At 64.5% G+C, this 16,938-nt stretch carries 14 protein-coding genes, 1 tRNA gene and 1 pseudogene; 4 read left to right on the top strand and 12 right to left on the bottom strand.

Features of this window, described 5'->3' with window-relative positions; all coding sequences use genetic code 11:
* Nucleotides 1-8: 8 nt before the first annotated feature.
* Together ACWPWO_RS04415 and ACWPWO_RS04410 are read right to left on the bottom strand one after the other, a co-directional pair.
* Complete coding sequence (locus ACWPWO_RS04415; RefSeq protein WP_454004691.1) at nt 9-1,463, bottom strand: peptidylprolyl isomerase; 1,455 nt, start codon at nt 1,461-1,463, stop codon at nt 9-11.
* A complete protein-coding gene (locus ACWPWO_RS04410) occupies nt 1,456-3,804 on the bottom strand; it encodes an LPS-assembly protein LptD (RefSeq protein WP_454004689.1) in 2,349 nt (782 codons plus the stop codon). Before ACWPWO_RS04410 ends, ACWPWO_RS04415 begins: the two co-directional genes overlap by 8 nt.
* A gap of 145 nt (nt 3,805-3,949) precedes the next feature.
* Here ACWPWO_RS04410 and ACWPWO_RS04405 point away from each other — a divergent pair.
* The 4 genes and pseudogenes from ACWPWO_RS04405 to ACWPWO_RS04390 all read left to right on the top strand — a co-directional run.
* Nucleotides 3,950-4,990: pseudogene (locus ACWPWO_RS04405) on the top strand (aminoglycoside phosphotransferase family protein); the annotation flags it as partial.
* 4 nt (nt 4,991-4,994) lie between these two features.
* On the top strand, nt 4,995-5,705 hold the full coding sequence (murU, locus tag ACWPWO_RS04400; protein WP_454004687.1) for an N-acetylmuramate alpha-1-phosphate uridylyltransferase MurU: 711 nt from the start codon (nt 4,995-4,997) through the stop codon (nt 5,703-5,705).
* A 164-nt stretch (nt 5,706-5,869) separates the two neighbouring features.
* Nucleotides 5,870-6,031 carry a hypothetical protein gene (locus ACWPWO_RS04395; RefSeq protein ID WP_454004686.1) on the top strand — a complete coding sequence of 54 codons (162 nt, stop codon included), beginning with the start codon at nt 5,870-5,872 and terminating at the stop codon, nt 6,029-6,031.
* A 2-nt stretch (nt 6,032-6,033) separates the two neighbouring features.
* Nucleotides 6,034-6,570: a hypothetical protein gene (locus tag ACWPWO_RS04390; protein WP_454004684.1), complete on the top strand. Its 537-nt coding sequence runs from the start codon at nt 6,034-6,036 to the stop codon at nt 6,568-6,570.
* 67 nt (nt 6,571-6,637) lie between these two features.
* On the opposite strand, the gene glnQ is transcribed toward ACWPWO_RS04390, so the two are convergent.
* From glnQ to ACWPWO_RS04340, 10 genes are all read right to left on the bottom strand, one after another.
* A complete protein-coding gene (glnQ, locus tag ACWPWO_RS04385) occupies nt 6,638-7,366 on the bottom strand; it encodes a glutamine ABC transporter ATP-binding protein GlnQ (protein ID WP_454004682.1) in 729 nt (242 codons plus the stop codon).
* Entirely contained in the window at nt 7,363-8,142 is a 780-nt protein-coding gene (locus ACWPWO_RS04380; RefSeq protein WP_394064442.1) for an ABC transporter permease subunit, read from the bottom strand. Before ACWPWO_RS04380 ends, glnQ begins: the two co-directional genes overlap by 4 nt.
* A gap of 169 nt (nt 8,143-8,311) precedes the next feature.
* Nucleotides 8,312-9,055 (bottom strand): glutamine ABC transporter substrate-binding protein GlnH, encoded by a 744-nt coding sequence (gene glnH / locus ACWPWO_RS04375; RefSeq protein ID WP_454006271.1) that lies wholly within the window; start codon nt 9,053-9,055, stop codon nt 8,312-8,314.
* A 218-nt stretch (nt 9,056-9,273) separates the two neighbouring features.
* Nucleotides 9,274-10,065 carry a MetQ/NlpA family ABC transporter substrate-binding protein gene (locus ACWPWO_RS04370; RefSeq protein ID WP_454004680.1) on the bottom strand — a complete coding sequence of 264 codons (792 nt, stop codon included), beginning with the start codon at nt 10,063-10,065 and terminating at the stop codon, nt 9,274-9,276.
* Nucleotides 10,066-10,121: 56 nt separating this feature from the next.
* Nucleotides 10,122-10,781 carry a methionine ABC transporter permease gene (locus ACWPWO_RS04365; RefSeq protein ID WP_454004678.1) on the bottom strand — a complete coding sequence of 220 codons (660 nt, stop codon included), beginning with the start codon at nt 10,779-10,781 and terminating at the stop codon, nt 10,122-10,124.
* Nucleotides 10,778-11,788, bottom strand: coding sequence for a methionine ABC transporter ATP-binding protein (locus ACWPWO_RS04360; RefSeq protein ID WP_454004676.1), 1,011 nt, complete (start codon nt 11,786-11,788; stop codon nt 10,778-10,780). Before ACWPWO_RS04360 ends, ACWPWO_RS04365 begins: the two co-directional genes overlap by 4 nt.
* Before the next feature lie 376 nt (nt 11,789-12,164).
* A tRNA-Lys gene (locus ACWPWO_RS04355) sits at nt 12,165-12,240 on the bottom strand.
* A 94-nt stretch (nt 12,241-12,334) separates the two neighbouring features.
* On the bottom strand, nt 12,335-13,132 hold the full coding sequence (locus tag ACWPWO_RS04350; protein WP_454004674.1) for an alpha/beta fold hydrolase: 798 nt from the start codon (nt 13,130-13,132) through the stop codon (nt 12,335-12,337).
* A gap of 1 nt (nt 13,133) precedes the next feature.
* On the bottom strand, nt 13,134-14,114 hold the full coding sequence (locus ACWPWO_RS04345) for a Bug family tripartite tricarboxylate transporter substrate binding protein (protein ID WP_454004672.1): 981 nt from the start codon (nt 14,112-14,114) through the stop codon (nt 13,134-13,136).
* A gap of 555 nt (nt 14,115-14,669) precedes the next feature.
* Nucleotides 14,670-16,874 (bottom strand): glycoside hydrolase family 31 protein, encoded by a 2,205-nt coding sequence (locus ACWPWO_RS04340; protein WP_454006269.1) that lies wholly within the window; start codon nt 16,872-16,874, stop codon nt 14,670-14,672.
* Nucleotides 16,875-16,938: the final 64 nt, after the last annotated feature.

Genomic DNA, 16,938 nt, shown 5'->3' with positions numbered 1-16,938 from the left:
ACCTGTCCTTAACGTTTGCGCGTGCTGGATTCGGGGTCCAGGCGATTGTCGATGTAGGCGCGGCCGCGCAGACCCTTGAGAAAGTCCTCGAAGGCCGGCTCGGCGCGCTGCTGGAACAAGGCCTGACGCGCCTGCATGCGCTTGTACTCGTTTTCCATGTTGCGCGTGCGGCGCTCCACGACCTGGATCAGGTGCCAGCCGAACTGGGACTCCACCGGCCCGCTGATCTGGCCGGGCTCCAGCCTGTCCATGGCCTGCTCGAAAGGCGGCACGGTTTCGCCGGGCGACAGCCAGCCCAGGTCGCCGCCCTGCGGCGCGCTGCTGTCTTCCGAATAGCGCTTGGCCAGGTCTTCAAAGGATTCGCCGTTGTTGATGCGCTGCTGCAGTTGCTCGATGCGCTGGCGGGCCTGCGCGGAAGTCATGACCTTGGACAGCTTGACCAGGATGTGGCGGGCGTGCGTCTGGGTGACCATCATCGGACCGGACTGCACCGCGCCCGCGCCAGGCGCCTGCGTGGTGGTGACGGGCGCGCCGGCGCCGCCGCGCTCGAGCAGCTTCAGGATGTGGAACCCCTGGCCGCTGCGCACCAGATTGGAGACCTGGCCGGGCTCCAGCGTATGGATGGCCTGCACGAACAGGTCGGGCCAGTCGGACAGCGGCCGCGTACCCAGCACGCCGCCCCTCAGGGCTTCCTGTCCATCGGAGCTGGAAGCCGCCAGGCCGGAGAAATCCGCGCCCGAGCGCACCTGGGCCAGCAGGCCTTCGGCCTTGCGGCGCAGTCTGTCCTCTTCGCGGGCGTCGGCATTTTCCGGCACTCGCACCAGGATCTGCGCCAGCGTGACCGGCGCATCCTGATACTGGGCCGCCGACTGCCCCAGGGAAGCCAGACCGGCGCCGCCCTGGGCACGCAGATAGGTGTCGATATCGGCGTCGGTGATGTTGATGGAGCTGTCCACGGCGCGCATGCGAAGCTGGTCCAGCAGGATTTCCTGCTTCAGGTTGGTCAGGTACTGGTCCCAGCTGATGCCGTTCTTCTCGACTTCGGCGCGCAACTGGGCTTCGGTCATCTTGTTGCGCGTGGCGATCAGCCGCACGCCTTCGTTCACCTGCTCGGGCGTCACCCGTATGCCCATGGTGCGGGCTTCCTGCTGCTCCAGGCGCTCGTTGATCAGGCGCTGCAGCACCTGCTTGCGCAATACGTCCTGCTCCGGCGCGGGAATCTTCTGATGCTGCAGCTGCTGGCGCACCTGAGCCGCCTCCTGCTCGACCTGGCGCAGGGTGATGACCTCGTCGTTGACCACGGCCGCGATGCCGTCCACGAACTGCGGGCCGGCCGGCTGGGCCGCCTTGGCTTTGTCCTGCTTGGCCTGCGCCCAGACAGGTTGGGCCGCGCCCAGGCCCATGGCGGCCGTCAGGGCCAGCGCCAGGGTACGGTTTTTCAAGCTGAAACGCATATTATTCATACCTCTCGTAGATCGTTTTTTCCGGTACGGGCTCCGATACGGGCTCGTAGCCGATCACGCGGTCACGCAGCAGACGCATAGGGTCGTTGCCGATGCCGCCCAGTCCGGAGAGCTCCAGCTGGAAGAACATGGCCTTGTTGGTTTCCTTGGCCGACACGGCATAGCGCTGCAGCACCACGCGTGCCGTCCAGCAGCAGTCGCCCTTGTACTCCAGCCCCAGGATGGACTGGGTGCCGCGGCTTTCCTGGAAGGAATAATCGTAGCGCCCCACCGCATAGACCTTGTTGGTGAGCGGCCACTGGCCGGTCACGGAGATGGACTCCTTGCCGCGGAAATCATCCGGCGCGGGCACATAGGAGGGATCCAGGACCTGGTCGGGATTGCGCTCGTAGCGGTAGTTCACGCCCAGCGTGGCCAGGCGCTTGGGCCGCCAGCGCAGGCCGGAGGACATGCGGTTGCGGCGGCTCTCCTCGGGGTTGAACTGGGCGTCGAAGTTGACCGACAAGGTATTGGTCAGCGCGGCGCTGGCGCCCACCAGATAGTCCGAGCGGGTGCTGGTGCGCGGTTTTTCGCCCAGGGTCACCTTCTGGTCGTCGAAGTACAGGCGCTGCGCGGCCTGCAGCACCAGGCGCTCGAAGCCCGTGTCGGCGTCCAGCCAGCGGGACGTCAGCCCCAGCGTGACCTGGTTGGCGTTGGAAATGCGGTCCCAGCCGCCGGAGTAGATGTTCTCGCTGAAGGCCTGGGCGAAGTTGAAGCTGGCCAGGCCCGTGTCGAACAAGGGCAGCGTGGACTGGTCGCGGTACGGCACGTACAGATAGTAGACGCGCGGCTCCAGGGTCTGGATGGAAGGATTGCCGAACAGCGAGGTGTCGCGCTCGAAGGTCATGCCCGAGTCCAGGGACAGGATGGGCAGCACGCGGCTTTGCGTGCGGGACCGATTGGCGTACTGAGGCAGCTCGCCCGGATACCAGTCGGTGGAATACTGGCTCATGTGCAGGCCGGCCTTGGGCGTGATGTACCAGCCGGGGCGCACGATGGGATAGGCCACCGTGGTGTAGGAAGAAAAGCGCGTGCCGTCGGGTGCGATGCGCCGGTCCCGATAAGCATCGAATTCCCTCAGATTCCCGCTGTAGAAAGGCATGCGGAAACGCGTGGCGTAGTTGTCGCTGACCACGTCCAGGCCGCCCCAGTTGTAGCGCGAGGCCCCCAGGTAGAGTTCGGGCAGCTTGTCGAACTGCGGCTGGCGATAGGTGGTGGTCGCATCCTGCAGCGTCTGGTAGCGCGTGGCGCTCAGATTGGCGCGGAAGTACTTGGAGCCGCCCCAACCCAGGTTGATGGTGCTGGCCAGGTCCTGGATGGTGGAGTCGTTCAGGCCGAAGCTGCTGAAGTCGCGGAAGTAATCGTCGTCCGAGACGCGGCGGATGTCGGCGTTCAGATAGAAGCTGGCGGGCAGCGCCTGGCGGTACTGGCCCATGAAGAGCCAGCGCTTGAAACCCAGCTCGCGATCATGCGGCAGGTAGTTGCCGGTCAGCTCGCCCGAAAAAGTATCGCCCAGGTAGCGGAATTCGCCGCCCAGCATGGCGCCGCGCTTGAGCATGACGCGCGGGGTCAGGGTGGCGTCGTAGTTGGGCGCCAGGTTCAGGTAGTACGGCACGCTGATGTCCATGCCGCTGCGGGTGGACATGCCGTAGGTGGGCATCAGGAAGCCGGACTTGCGCTCCTTGCGCAGCGGGAAGGTCAGGTAGGGCGAATACAGCAGCGGCACGCCCTTGAAGTACAGCACGCCGTTGCGCGCGACCCCTTCGTTCTCCTTGGAGTACAGGTCCACTTTGGGGGACTTGATGTACCAGGCGGGTTCAGGGCAAGGACAGCCCGAATACGCCACCTTGGACAGGCGCATGTGATTGCTGCTGAGGATGTCCGCTTCGGTGGCGGTGCCGCTGCCGCCGGTGGCGCCCAGCCAGAATTCCGGCATGGTCATGCGCCCGGTCTCGGCATCCAGGTTGTAGTCGAACTCCGGGCTGCGCACGATAGAGCCGTCGCGCATGATCAGGCCGTTGCCGCGCACCCGGACCTGACCCGTCTTTTCGTTGTAGTCGATGCGGTCGCCCTTGACCACGGAATCGATGCGCCGCACCTGGGCGTTGCCCTGCAGGCGCAGGGTGCCGTCCTCGTCGGCCTGCATGTCGTCCCCGATCAGGTAGACGGACATGTCCTCTTCCTGGAGCTTGCGCACCTGCAGTTCCGGAGACGTCTGCAGAGACGGACGGACGGACGACTGGGCCTGGGCTGTAACCAGGCCGGCCACCATCAAGACGAAAGACCACGCCGCGACTCGCACTAAGAATGCGCCTCCAGTTGTGTGCTGCACATTTGCTCGCGCCAGGTGCTGAAAACCCTGGCGAGCCGGTATTATAGTTAAGCCTGCCGTTTAGCGGCACTGCTAAAACATCAATCCGTTACGATCCTCTGCACCGAATCATCTCATGTCAGTTCCATTTTCTCCTACTGCGGACGCTCGCCTGCAGCAAGCCATCGCCTGGCTGACCACTCTGAAAGACCGTTACAGCCTGCAACTGGAGACCTTGCAACCGGCATCCAGCGACGCCAGCTTCCGCCGCTATTTCCGCCTGCAGGCCGACGGCCGCAGCCTGATCCTGATGGACGCGCCGCCGGCCATGGAGGACTGCGGCCCCTTCCTGCACGTGACCGAGCTGCTGGCGCCCACCGGGATCAACGTGCCCGACATTATCGCCGCCGACCGTGAACAGGGTTTCATGCTGCTGAGCGACCTGGGCAAGGACAATTTTTACAATGCCTTGCAATCGCCCATAGAGCAGAAGGCGCTGGACCAGCTGTACCGCAGCACCCTGCTCACCCTGGTCAAGATGCAGCAGGCCGACACCACGGGCCTGCCCGCCTACGACGAGGCGCGACTGCTGGAAGAACTGCAGGTCTTTCCGGAATGGTACGTGCAGCGCTACCGCCAGGTCGAGCTGACCGACAAGGAACGGGACATGCTGCGCAGGACCTTCGACGAACTGGTGAAGGCCAATGTGCAGTCCGCCACCGTGCTGGTGCACCGCGACTTCCACAGCCCCAACCTGATGATGCCCCTGCCGGGACAGACCGAACCGGGCGTGATCGACTACCAGGACGCGCTGGCCGGCCCCATCACCTACGACATCGCCTCCCTGGTGATGGACGCCCGCCACACCTGGCCGGAGGAACAGCAGCTGGACTGGGCCATACGCTACTGGCAGGCCGCCGTGGAAGCGGGGCTGGAAGTGCCGGCCGACTTCGCCGTCTTCCACCATCAGTACGAGTGGATGAGCCTGCAGCGCAACCTGCGCATCCTGGGCGTGTTCGCGCGCCTGTCGCTGCGCGACGGCAAGCACCATTATCTGGACCACATGCCGCGCCTGCTGCAGTACGTGCACCAGGTCGCCAGCCGCTACCAGGCCTTCAGCGGCCTGCTGCGCCTGCTCAACCGCCTGGAAGGCCGCCAGACCGTGCTGGGAATGACGGTCGATGCGCGCCATGATCCTGGCCGCCGGCCGGGGCGAGCGCATGCGCCCCCTGACCGACACCTGCCCCAAGCCCCTCATACCCGCCGGCGGCCAGCCCCTGATCGTCTGGCATCTGCAGGCGCTGGCCCGCGCCGGTATCCGCGACGTCGTCATCAACCACGCCTGGCTGGGCGAGCAGATCGAGGCCGCCCTGGGCGACGGCAGCCGCTGGGGGTTGCGCATCAGTTACTCGCCCGAGCCCAGCGCGCTGGAGACCGCCGGCGGCATCGCCAACACGCTCGATTTCTTCCAGGGGGAGCCGTTTCTGGTCATGAATGGCGACGTCTGGAGCGACTGGGATCCCGGCCAGGCTTTTGCCATGGCGCAGCGCCTGCGCGAGGGCGACGAACTGGCCTGGCTGGTGCTCACGCCCAATCCGCCCCACCACCCCGACGGCGACTTCGGCATGCGGGCGGGCCAGGCCCGTCTGTGCGCCAAGGAGGAACCCGGCGCGCGCAGCGCCACCCTCAGCGGCCTGGGCGTCTACAAGCCGGAGCTGTTCGCGCACTTGCCCAAGGGCCAGCCCGCCAAATCGGCCGCCCTGCTGCACGCAGCCATCGCCCGGCAACGAGTGCTGGGCAGCCTGCATGAAGGATTCTGGATGGACGTGGGCACGCCCGAACGCCTGCAGGCCTTGAATCAGCACTTGGAATCGCTGACGGCCTCACGGTAAACTGAAACTCAGGGACAGCGCAGCAATCGTTTCCAGGCACAACAAAGGGCAACAATGCCGGCTGAATGCGCCCCCACGCTGCAAATGACGACTATGCTGTCTGGTTTTGTAAACAGGACTTGCCTGCGCGCAAGCCCGCATGTCTGACAGGAACAATTGTTCTCATGCTTGGTTCCTCCAAACGCGCCGTATTCAAACCCACCGCCTACGGTTCCAGCCGCCGCAAGCGCCGCGTGCCGCGCTGGCTCGTGCTGCTGCTGACCGGCATCGCCCTGGGCGCCGGCGGCCTTCTTTTCTGCAGAAAAGCTACGGACCGCCCCGCCTGACCGTGGAACAGTCGGAGCAGCTGCACTATGACCTGAACAGCGCCAACGCCGACAAGCAGCGCCTGCAGGGCCAGTTGAGCCAGACCAGCCGCGACCTGGAGGAAACCCGCCAGAAGGAAGAAGCGCTGGACAGCAAGGTCGGCGGCCTGCAGGCCAAGGTGGACAAGCTGGAAAAGGACATCGCCCTGTTCGCCGACGCGATGCCGCCCGATCCTCGCGGCACCTCGCCCGGCATCCGGGCCGCCGAGTTCACCGTGGTCGACGGCCAGTTGCGCCATTTCGTGCTGATCATGCAGGACAAGGGCAAGGACGCGGCCTTCAAGGGCACCATGGAAATGGTCGCCGCCGGCCGCTACAGCAATGGCCGCAACGGCAGCATCGACCTGCCCGCGGTCGCCTTCGAGGTCGGGCGCTACGCCTACATCGACGGCCTGTCCGACCTGCCCGCAGGCTTTACGCCGCGCCAGATCACCATCCGCGTGAAGGCCGAAGGCTCGGAGCGCGTCAGCGCCACCCGCACCATCTACGTCTCGCGCTGACCGACCTTTCCCCAATGAAAAACCGGCCTGCAGGCCGGTTTTTCATTGGCGCTCCACCATACCCGGACTAGGCCACGTGCTGCAGGAAGTCCTTCAGGCGCTGGCTGGGCGGATTGGCCAGGAGTTCGGCCGGCGAGCCGTCGTGGGCCACCTTGCCCTGGTCGATGAACAGCAGCCGGCTGCCCACGCGGCGGGCGAAATCCATCTCGTGGGTCACCACCACCATGGTCATGCCCTCTTCGGCCAGCAGTTGCATCACTTTCAGCACCTCCTGGCGCAATTCCGGATCCAGGGCCGAGGTGGGTTCGTCGAACAGCATCAGCTTGGGCTTGATCGCCAGCGCGCGCGCAATGGCCACCCGCTGTTGCTGGCCGCCGGACAGCTCGCTGGGGTAATGGTCCACCCGTTCGGCCAGTCCGACCTTGGCCAGCAGATCCAGCGCCTGGGAGCGGGCCTCGGCGCGCCCGGTCCCGCGGGTATGGATGGGGCCGAACATCACATTCTCCAGGGCCGTCATCTGCGGGAACAGGTTGAACTGCTGGAACACCATGCCGGCCTCGCGGCGCAGTTCGCGCACCTGCGCCGGCGTGCCGTTGACGCTCAGGCCGTTGACCACGATGTCGCCGGACTGGATGTCCTCCAGCTTGTTGATGCAGCGCAGGAAGGTGGACTTGCCCGAACCGGAAGGCCCCACCACCACCACGACCTCACCCTTGTCCATGTTCAGGCTGATGTCGTCCAGCACCGTGTTCTGGCCAAAGCGCTTGGTCACATTCTTGAACTCGACAATGCTCATACTATCCTCATGCGGTGTTCGATGAACTTCAGCGTCAGGGCAATCAGGCCGGTCAGGATCAGATAGATCACGGCCACCGCCCCCCAGATCTCCACGGAACGGAAATTGTTGGCGATGATCTCCTGCCCCTGGCGGGTCAGCTCGGCCACGCCGATCACGATGAACAGCGAGGAATCCTTCAGGCTGATGATGCACTGGTTGCCCATGGCCGGAATCATACGGCGAAAGGCCACGGGCCCGATGATGTGCGTGAGGATCTTGTGGAACGGCAGGCCCATGGCCTCGCCCGCCTCCTTCAGGCCCTTGGGCACGGACTGCAGCGCGCCCCGGACAATTTCGGAGATGTAGGCGCCGGAGTTGATCATGAGGGTGAAGATGGCCGCGGTCAGGCCGTCGATGCGGATGTTCGCCAGCATGGGCAGGGCGAAGTAGATGAACATCACCTGCACCACGATGGGCGTGCCGCGTATGACCAGCACATAGGCCTGGCACAGGAAAGACAGGATTACCAGCAGCGAGCGCCGCAAGCCTCCCAGCAGCGCCACCACCACCAGCGCCTGCAGGGCGCTCCAGACCCAGCCCGGCACGCTGCCGAACCAGTGGCTGACCGCCCAGGAGATGCCGCGTCCCAGGAAACCCAGCGCGATCAGGCCCAGCACGGCCAGCAGCGCATTGCGCAGGGTGACGGGCACCCGCACGTAAGTGGTGATGACGCCGGTCAGAAACCCCAATACGGCTCCGCCCGCCAAGCCCATCAAGGTGATGAGCAAGGTCATCTTCGTTCCTTCCAGGAGGCTGGGCAGCGCCCCCCAGATAGCGTCCCATTGAAAAGTCACGATGCTACCTTTGCGTTAAGTGACGCGCCGCGGCGTGCGCGGCGGAAAAACAAAAGCGGCGACCCGCGACTGGCACGTGATCACCGCTCCGTACTGCGCCGGCCCTGACTCAGTCAGGCTGCTTGCCGAACCACTTCTGATAGAGCTTGTCGTAGGTGCCGTCGGCCCGGATGTCCTTCAGGGCCTGGTTCACCACGGGCACCAGTTCGCTGCCCTTGGGGAAGGCGATGCCGTAGAAGTCGCCGCTCTTGACCGCGCCGGTGACCTTCACGCGGTCCTTGCCGCCGGTCTGGGCGTAGTACTGGACGTTGGGCGTATCATGCACCACGGCGTCCACGCGGCCCGTGGCCAGTTCCAGGAAGGCGTTGTCGATGTTGGGGAACAGCTTGAGCTTGGCGGTGGGCACCGAGCGCTGCATGTAGTCCACCGTCGCGGTGCCTATCTTCACGGCCACCGTCTTGCCTTCCAGATCCTTGGCCGACTTGATGTCCGAATTGTCCGCGTTGACCAGGATGGCCAGGCCGCTTTCGTAATACGGATCGGAGAAATCGATCACCTGCTTGCGGTCGTCGCGGATGGTGATGCCCGCCAGCGCCACGTCCAGGTTGCGCGTCTGCAGGCCGGGGATGATGCCGTTGAAGTCCATGGGCTGAAGCTTGTAGTTCAGCTTGGCCTTCTTGGCCACGGCGTCCCACAGGTCGATGTCGAAGCCCGTGTACTTGCCATTCTGCTTGAACTCGAACGGCACGAAGGCGGTGTCCGTCGCCACGACCAGTTCCTTCCCCTGCTGGGCCAGCGCCTGTCCGGCGGGCAAGACCAGGGCCAATGTCAGGCCGGCCACAAGTGTCTTCATTTTCTTATTGAACATCAACAGCTCCTCTCTAGGTTCCGGCCTGCGAAAGGCCGGTACGATGATTCAGCCCGGGTCGGCGCCGGGCTTATGGCCTGCGCCGAGCTAGGCCTATCGTACCTGAAGCGGTGGGAAGCGATGCGTTCTTGGCGCCCAAAAAAAGAAAAACCTCGGGAAATCCCGAGGTTTTTCAAGCATGCGGATCAGGGCCTGGGCGCGGATCAGAATGCGGGCACGATGGCGCCTTTGTACTTGTCGGCGATGAAGGTCTTGACCTCGTCGCTGTGCAGGGCCTTGACCAGCTTGGCCACGCGGGCATCGTCCTTGTTCTTGGCGGCCACGGCGATCAGGTTCGCGTAGGGAGAATCAGCGCCTTCGATCACCAGGGCGTCCTTGGTGGGGTTCAGGCCGGCTTCCAGGGCATAGTTGGTATTGATCAGGGCCAGGTCCACGTCGGCCAGCACGCGCGGCAGCGTAGCGGCTTCCAGTTCCTTGAATTTCAGCTTCTTGGGGTTCTGGTCGACGTCGCGCGCCGTAGCCTGGATGTTGGACGGATCCTTGAGCGTGATCACGCCCGCCTTTTGCAGCAGCAACAGGGCTCGGGCGCCGTTGGAGGGGTCATTGGGGATGGCGACCAGAGCGCCTTCCTTGAGTTCGTCCAGGCTCTTGACCTTCTTGGAGTAGGCGCCGAAAGGCTCCACGTGCACCAGGCCCACGGACACCAGGTCGGTCTTGTGCTCTTTGTTGAAGCTGTCCAGGTAGGGCTTGTGCTGGAAGAAGTTGGCATCGATGTGGCCGTCGGCAACCTGCTGGTTGGGCTGCACGTAGTCGGTGAACACCTTGATGTCCAGCTCCACGCCTTCCTTGGCCAGGGCGGGCTTCACGAATTCCAGCAGTTCGGCGTGCGGCACGGGCGTGGCCGCCACGGACAGCTTGTCGGCGGCGTGGACGGCGCCGGCGAACAGCGCCGACACGGACAGGGCCAGAACGGGTACGAATTTCTTCAAAGACATGAACAACTCCATTGCGAGAAAGGGGCCGACACCCTAGCTTCAGGCACCAGCCGGACTTATTTTCGGCTCAAGCGAGCCACCATGGCATCTCCAAACACCTGCAGGAGCTGCACCAGCACCAGCAGGATCGCCACGGCCACCACCATGACGTCCGTCTGATATCGTTGATAGCCGAATCGCAGGGCCAGGTCGCCCAGGCCGCCGCCGCCGATCACGCCGGACATGGCCGAATAGCCCACCAGCGCAATGGCCGTGACGATGACCGCCGCCACGATGCCGGTGGTGGCCTCGGGCAGCAGGGCCCACAACACCGTCTGGCGAGAGTCGGCGCCCATGGCGCGGCAGGCTTCGTTCACGCCGGGGTCCAGTTCGCGCAGCACATTCTCCACCAGACGGGCGAAGAACGGCGCGGCGCTGAGCACCAGCGGCGGGATGGCGCCCGGCACGCCCAGGGACGTGCCGGCCAGCACGCGCGTCAGGGGGATCATGACGATCAGAAGGATCAGGAACGGCACGGAACGCAACACGTTCACGATCAGGGACAGCGTCTGATAGACCCAGGCATTGTCCAGCATCTGCCGGCGGCTGGTCAGGAACAGCAGCACGCCCAGCGGCAAGCCGATGATGACGGTGAAAGCCAGGGACACGCCCGTCATCAACAAGGTATCCAGGGTCGCTTCGCCGATCAGCGCCCAGTCCAGATTGGTGAAATTCATGGCCGCAGCACCTCGGATTCAATGTTCAGCTCGGTCAGCAAGGCATGCAGGCGATCCTGGGGAGAAGCGTCTCCTTCCGCCGCCACCACCAACTGGCCATAGGGTTCGCCCTTGATGCGGCTGACGGCGCCTTGCAGGATGCTGACGTCCAGGCCCAGCTCGCGGGTGACGCGGCTGAGCAGCGGCTGCGTAGTCGCGGCGCCGCGAAAGCTCAGGCGCAGCAGGCGGCCGCCCACCGTGCCGGCCAGCTCCTGCCAGCCGTCGGCGTCCACGCCGCTTTCGCTGAGCAGGGACTGCGTGGTCGCGTGGTGCGGGTGCAGGAATACGTCCAGCACCTCTCCCATCTCGACGATCTGCCCGGCGTCGATCACGGCGACGCGGTCGCACACGGACCGGATGACATCCATGCCGTGCGTGATCAGCACGATGGTCAGGCCCAGTTCCTGGTTGATCTCGCGCAGCAGACGCAGGATGGATTGCGTGGTTTCGGGATCCAGGGCCGAGGTGGCCTCGTCGCACAGCAACAGCTGCGGCCGGTTGGCCAGGGCGCGCGCGATGCCCACGCGCTGCTGCTGCCCGCCGGACAATTGACGCGGATATTTGTGGGCGTGATCCTGCAGGCCCACCAGATGCAGCACCTCCAGCGCGCGCTGCTGGCGCTGGGCGCGAGGCACGCCGGCCAGGCGCAGCGGAAAGCACACATTGTCCAGAACGGTGCGCGAATGCAGCAGGTTGAAATGCTGGAACACCATGCCCACGCTCTGGCGGAAGGCGCGCAGCTGGGCGTCGGAAAAACGGGTAATGTCCTGATCCTGCACCCAGACCTGTCCGGTGCTGGGTTGCTCGAGCAGGTTCAGCATGCGGATAAGCGTGCTTTTCCCGGCCCCCGAGCGGCCGATGATGCCAAAGACCTCGCCTTGGCGAATCTGCAGGGATATGTCGCGCAATGCGTGAACCGACCTGCCCGCCGAGGTGTAGGTTTTGGAAATATGTTCAAGACGAATCAAGGTGGACTCAGCCTAAATACGTTAGTCAGTCGAGTTATAAGCGCCTGACCTGAAAGCGAAATTTACCATAAAGCAAATCCGGCAACGGGCAGATGCATATAGCAGGAGGAAATATGGGCCCCTACCGAGACGCGACCCTCGTGGCAACGGCTCCAGACCTGCTCCATTCCGGCTTGACTACTCACCCTCGCGCAGCCCCGCCACGCATGGCGATATCGAGCGAAACTGGACTGGCGCGGCGCCAAAGGCGCCCCTGCAAAGCGTCAAAGAAACGCTGGCCTCAAGGCCGATGCGTCTTTACTTCAGGCGGTACAAAATGAAAGAACCAAAGAAAAAGGCCGCTGAAAGCGGCCTTTTTTCATGTTTCAGCTTAAGGTGGTGGGTCGTGCGCGACTCGAACGCGCGACCAACGGATTAAAAGTCCGCTGCTCTACCGACTGAGCTAACGACCCCCGACTGAAAGATAGAATTATGCAAGGATAAACCCAAGCTGTCAAGTACCGTTGCTCAACTTCAGCAAAATACACGCGACTGGGGCCGAATCCGTCAGCAGGCCGCCGGCACGGAGTCCAGCACTCGTTCCCGCCGCAGGAGAAACTGCCTGAGCGCCTGGACAAACAGAACAGGCTGTTCCAGATGCGCGGCATGGGCGCAGTCGGGCAGCACGCACAGGCTTGCCTGCGTCAGGGCCTGCACCAGCTCCAGCGCGCTGGCCGGGGGATGGCTGCGTTCGTGCTGCCCCAGTATCACCAGGACAGGCGCCTGCACCTGCCCCAGCCTCCCCGTATAGTCCACGGACTCGAAGGCGTTCAAGGCCGCCGCCGCGCCTTCGACAGTCATGCCCTGCAAGGCGCGCCTGCACAGTTCGAACTCTTCGGCATGGCGCCCGGGCCGGACGAACCATTTCTCCAGCACGGGCAAGGAACTGGCCATGGGCCCCTGCCGCTCCAGCCGCTCTATGGTCTGGGCAATGGACTCGAAGCGTCGCGCCTTGTCCACACGCAGTCCCGATCCGTACAAGGTGGCCGATGCCAGGCGGCGGGAGTGGCTGACCAGTAACTCCTGTACGGGAAAGCCTCCCATGGAATGCCCCAGCACATGAAAACGTTCCAGCCCCAGGGTGTCGACCAGGTCCAGGACGCGGTCGGCAAACTCCTGCACCGTCCGACAGGGCTCCACCGCATGACTGCGGCCAAATCCCGGCCAATCCGGCGCAATCACATCAAAGTCGGGTTCGAGCTCGCGGCGCAAGGGCTCCCAGAACAAGGATGACGATGCGTAGCCGTGCAGCAGCAGCAAGGCCGGCCCCTGCCCGCTGCGCCGATAGAACAATGGCGGACGCATGTCATTGCTCGATGCGGATGTTGGCGCGCTCGATCACCGCCTTCCAGTACGGCGCCTCCTTCTGCAACTCGGCGGCGAACTGGCCGGAATTGCCCGGCGTCACCACAAAGCCCAGTTCCAGCAGCTTCTTGCGCACATCGTCCTGGGCCAGCACGTTCTGCACCGCCTTGTCCACCGCCTGCACCACCTCATCCGGCGTGCCGCCGGGCGCGGCCAGGGCCCACCAGTTGTTCACCACCGCTTCCGCTATGCCCAGTTCGCGGGTCGTGGGCACGTCGGGCAGATCCTTGAAGCGCTGTTCGGCGGACACGGCCAGGGCGCGGATCTTGCCGGTGGGTAGAAAGGAGGTGGCAATGCCGTAGCCGCCGATGTACATCTGCACCTCGTTGCCCAGCAGGGCCTGCACGCCAGGGCCCGAGCCACGGTAGTTGATGCCCACCATCTTGCCCTTCACGGCGTCCGAGACCAGCCAGCCGGACAGGTCGGGAGTCGTGCCCGCTCCCGGCGTGCCATAGTTGATGGCGCCGGGGTGCGCGGCGGCATAGTCGCGAAACTCGGCAAAGGTTTTGACGGGCAATTGAGCGTTGATGAAAATGAAGGCAGGCACGTCCACCAACTTGCCGATGGGCTTGAGGTTCTTCAGCGGATCAAAGCCCAGGTTCTTGTACAGGTACTGGTTGATGACGAAGTTGTTGGTCGCGCCCAGCAGCAAGGTATAGCCGTCCGGCTCGGCCCGGGCGACGTTCAAGGCTCCGATGTTGCCGCCCGCTCCCGTCTTGTAGTCCGCCACCAGGGTCTGGCCGAGCTCGCGCGTCAGCTCCGGCTGCAGGATGCGGAACACGACATCGCCCGCCGCGCCCGGCGCGTAGGGGATCACCACCTTGATGGGCTGGCGATCCGGGTAGGCGGCCTGCGCCGCCGCGCCGGCGGCGACCAGCATCAACCCGAACCCTGCCAGGCGCACTGCTTTGTCATACATCATCCCTGCCTCCTTTGAACAAGTTTGTTTTATGCTTAAATCATAAAGTACGTTCTATAGTTCTTTTTATTCAAAAAAACCCTTAGAGACAAAATTCTACGCAGACGGCAGGACGGCTATTGGTCAGATTTTTCATAAGCTAAGCAGGTAGTGAACAGATGCCGGCAGCGCTCCTGGCAATGCCCCCAAAGGTGGAAAGCGGTTTGCCTGTTGCTTCTGTTTTCTGAACCGGTCTGGTCTTTGTCTCGGCTGGACAGGGCGGGTCGGACGGCTTGCCGCAGGCGGGGAGGAGCGCAGGGAAGCAAGCGCTCTCTGAACCCCCGCGGGGCCTCGCCCCCGGGACGAGCCACAAGCGTCGCGGTCGAACAGCAGAGCGCTTGCTTCCCTGCGCTCCTCCCCGCCTGCGGCAAGCCGTCCGACCCGCCCTGTCCAGCCGAGACAAAGACCAGACCGGCGTCTCCAAAAGCAGAATCTTCCAACAGACAAACCGCTTTCCACCCAAGCCCGGCCCATAAAAAAACCGCCCCGAAGGGCGGCTTTCCAGCAGGAACGGAACGCTCAACGTGCGCGGGAGATGCGCACCTCGGCGCCGCGGCGCTTCACTTCCAGGCCTTCAGAAGGAAGGATCTTCAGCCCTTCCAGGCCCTTGATATAGCTGGAGCCCTGCATCTGCATGACGCGGATCTTGTTGCGCATGACGACGGGACTGTGCTCGGGCATGCCGAACATCCAGACCTCGTCCAGCAGGCGCGCGGAATTGAACTCGGAGGTATGGCCCACCACCGGCCCCAGGCACAGCATGTGTCCTTCGCGACCGAAGACCGGCAGACGATCCAGCCCCGCCTTGAAGTCCAGCGTCGTGCCGCCCTCATAACGCCAGCCCGTGCTCAGGTCCCACCAGGCCTCGCCCTTGGGCAGATAGACCTGGATCTCTTCGCCCGGCTGCAGGATGGGCGCCACCAGCAGGGCCGGACCCAGCAGATACTGGGTGTCCCACAGACGCGCCTCGCCGTCGGCCGGAAAAGCCTGGGCCATGGAGCGCTGCACCGGCAGGCCGGTGCGCACGGCGTCCTCGATGATGCCCAGCACATACGGCACCAGGCGGAAGCGCCACTCCAGCCAATGGCGCACCAGCGCCTGGGTGGCCTCGTCGAACGCATCCGGACGCAATGCCGGCACGCCTTGCAGGCTGAAGTTGGCGGAGAATACCGCCATGGCCAGCCAGCGCAGGTACAGCTCGGGCGACATGCCGGAAGTATCGGCGGCCGCATTGCCCAGGCCGTGCACCTGAATGGGCACGCCGCTGTTGCCCGTGGACAGGGCGGATTTCAGGGATTGGGCCAGGCCCTCCCAGGAATTCTCCACGGCCGGCCCAAGCTGCCAGGCAAAACGCTGCGCCGATGGAAACAAGTCCCGGCTGGCGATCGCGCGTTCCTGGGGCGTCTTGTGACCGGCCACCGCATCGAACAGGGCCTGGCGGGCCAGCACGGGGTAGATGGCGCGCAGCAGCGCGCCCGATTCGCCGCCGCGGCTGGTGATGGCGTCCGGAATGTCGAAGCGGGCGTTGCACAGCACGGCGCCCAGGCCATCGTCCACCATCTGGCGCTGGCGCTCCGTCCACATGCGGAACACGTCCTTGTGGGTCAGGTCCAGCAGACCGTAGTCCCGGCCGCCGCTCAGCGCGTCGCCCTTGAAGACGTGGGCGCTGCCGTCCTCGTCATTGATCAGCAGCCAGCCCCTGTCTTCCCATTCGTCGAACAGGGCCGTGCCGGCCAGCACGCAGGGCCGCGTCCAGGCTGCCAGCTGCGCCTGCTCGGCCTGCAGGCCGGCCAGGGTCTCGCGGGGATCGGCCAGACGGGCCGCATCCCACTCCAGCATGGGCTTGTCCTGCTGGAAACCGTAGGACTGCGGCGCGGGCAGGACGGCCACGTCGGCCGCGATGCCTTGTTCACGCAGTTGACGGGCCTGCTCGCGCAAGGCCTGGGCGTCCTGCCCGACGGCGCCGTCCAGCCACAGTCCCATGGGCCAGACGCCGGGCTGGCCGGCGCGGCCGGTCAGTGCGGAATACTGGTTGATGATCTCGCCCGGTTCGCCCACGAACAGGAAGGCGTCCAGTTCAGCCGCATGAATACGGGCGCGGTAGCGGTCATCCGCATCCCTGCCCAGATCGTGCTCCACGCGCTCGAAGGTATTGATGTACAGACCCCACCCCTGGGTGCTCCACAGCAAGGGCAGGCTGCGATCGGCGGGGCGGTCCGTGTCCACGGTTTCCTCGCGCCGATCCAGCTCGCCCAGGGTCTCGCCCAGGCCATACAGGGCGTCTTCGTCGGCCAGGGCCAGATCCAGCTGCCAGCAAGGGGCGTCGCCCTGCAGCAAGGCCAGAGGCTGGTCGCTGCTGCTCAGCACGCAGCGCTCGCCGCGCCGGATCTCGAAGCGCCAGGGCGCGGCCTGCAGGTGCACGACGACGTCGCCCTGCTCGATGCGCCAGCCCTGTTCCGCGGACTCGAGCTGGAATTCGCTGACGGCCTCATGGCGGGCCAGCAGCATGTCGCCCAGGGCTTTGGCCCGGGTACTGAGCTTTTCGTTATCGAGCTTGGCGCTCGGCAGGCAGCGCAAACGGAAAACACCCGGCGCATGCGCCTCGATGCGGAGCGCGTAATCGGTTTCGACAAAGGCGAAATCAGCATGCGCTGGTTTCGCCGTCAATAAACTCAGATGATTAAACAATTGTGTCACGTCGTCAGAGTGGAAGGACGGAACGATGCTTATCGCAGGGCACGCCCAAAATACTAAACAAGGCCATTATTTTGACGTATTTGCGCCACAA

Source organism: Alcaligenes sp. Marseille-Q7550 (assembly GCF_965112015.1).
Note: the sequence above shows the minus strand (reverse complement) of the source record. Positions and strands in the feature narration are given on the sequence as shown.

Bases quoted from the DNA above. Each gene is read 5' to 3' on its own strand.
- ACWPWO_RS04395 (WP_454004686.1), top strand. From the start codon at position 5,870: ATGCTTGGTTCCTCCAAACGCGCCGTATTCAAACCCACCGCCTACGGT.
- ACWPWO_RS04350 (WP_454004674.1), bottom strand. From the start codon at position 13,132: ATGCGTCCGCCATTGTTCTATCGGCGCAGCGGGCAGGGGCCGGCCTTG.
- murU (WP_454004687.1), top strand. From the start codon at position 4,995: ATGCGCGCCATGATCCTGGCCGCCGGCCGGGGCGAGCGCATGCGCCCC.
- glnQ (WP_454004682.1), bottom strand. From the start codon at position 7,366: ATGAGCATTGTCGAGTTCAAGAATGTGACCAAGCGCTTTGGCCAGAAC.
- ACWPWO_RS04380 (WP_394064442.1), bottom strand. From the start codon at position 8,142: ATGACCTTGCTCATCACCTTGATGGGCTTGGCGGGCGGAGCCGTATTG.
- ACWPWO_RS04370 (WP_454004680.1), bottom strand. From the start codon at position 10,065: ATGTCTTTGAAGAAATTCGTACCCGTTCTGGCCCTGTCCGTGTCGGCG.
- ACWPWO_RS04345 (WP_454004672.1), bottom strand. From the start codon at position 14,114: ATGATGTATGACAAAGCAGTGCGCCTGGCAGGGTTCGGGTTGATGCTG.
- ACWPWO_RS04365 (WP_454004678.1), bottom strand. From the start codon at position 10,781: ATGAATTTCACCAATCTGGACTGGGCGCTGATCGGCGAAGCGACCCTG.
- glnH (WP_454006271.1), bottom strand. From the start codon at position 9,055: ATGAAGACACTTGTGGCCGGCCTGACATTGGCCCTGGTCTTGCCCGCC.
- ACWPWO_RS04415 (WP_454004691.1), bottom strand. From the start codon at position 1,463: ATGAATAATATGCGTTTCAGCTTGAAAAACCGTACCCTGGCGCTGGCC.